Raw genomic sequence first — 918 nt, forward strand, 5'->3', positions numbered from 1 at the left:
GGCTGCTGCAGCTCGACTGCGCGCAGCAGGCGCCGCTGGCGGTGGTCACGCAGGCCGTGACCCAGCTGGCCGAAGTGGCGCTGGACCGGGCCTGCAGCCATGTGCGTGCCGACCTCGACAGCCGCCACGGCGCGCCGACCGGCCCCGACGGCCAGCCGGTGCCGCTGTGGATCATCGGCATGGGCAAGTTCGGCGCGCGCGAACTCAACGTGTCCAGCGACATCGACCTGATCTATGTCTATGAGCACGAAGGCGAAACCGCCGGCCTGGCCGACGGCCGCGGGCGCACGTCCAACCATGAGTATTTCGCGCGTGCGGTCAAGGGCATCTATGCGCTGATCGGCGAAGTCACCGAGCACGGCTTCGTGTTCCGCGTCGACCTGGCGCTGCGGCCCAACGGCAATTCCGGGCCGCCGGCGGTGTCGCTGGCCGCGCTCGAGGAATACCTGCAGACCCAGGGCCGCGAGTGGGAGCGCTTCGCCTGGCTCAAGAGCCGCGTGGTCGCGCCGCGCGACAGCGTGCGCTCGCCCGAAGTGCAGGCGCTGCGCGGAGTGGTGCTGCCGTTCGTTTTCCGCCGCTACCTCGACTACAGCGTGTTCGATGCGCTGCGTTCGCTGCACCGCCAGATCCGCGAGCACGCGGCCAAGCGCAGCGCGGGGCATCCGGGGCGCGCGAACGACGTCAAGCTGTCGCGTGGCGGCATCCGTGAAATCGAATTCACCGTGCAGCTGCTGCAGGTGGTGCGCGGCGGGCAGTTTCCCGAACTGCGCTGCCGGCCCACGCTCGAAGCCTTGCAGCGCCTGTCGCGCTCGGGCCTGATGTCGGCCGAGACTGCCGAAGCACTGGCCCAGGCCTATACCTTTCTGCGCCAGGTCGAGCACCGCATCCAGTACCTCGACGACCAGCAGACCCATGTGC

Annotated in this window: 1 protein-coding gene; it reads left to right on the forward strand. The window is 69.5% G+C overall.

Features of this window, described 5'->3' with window-relative positions; all coding sequences use genetic code 11:
• A partial coding sequence (locus D3H34_RS33050) for a [protein-PII] uridylyltransferase family protein (protein ID WP_491047162.1) occupies positions 1–918 on the forward strand: 918 nt, incomplete at both ends.

It is taken from the genome of Acidovorax cavernicola (assembly GCF_003581445.1).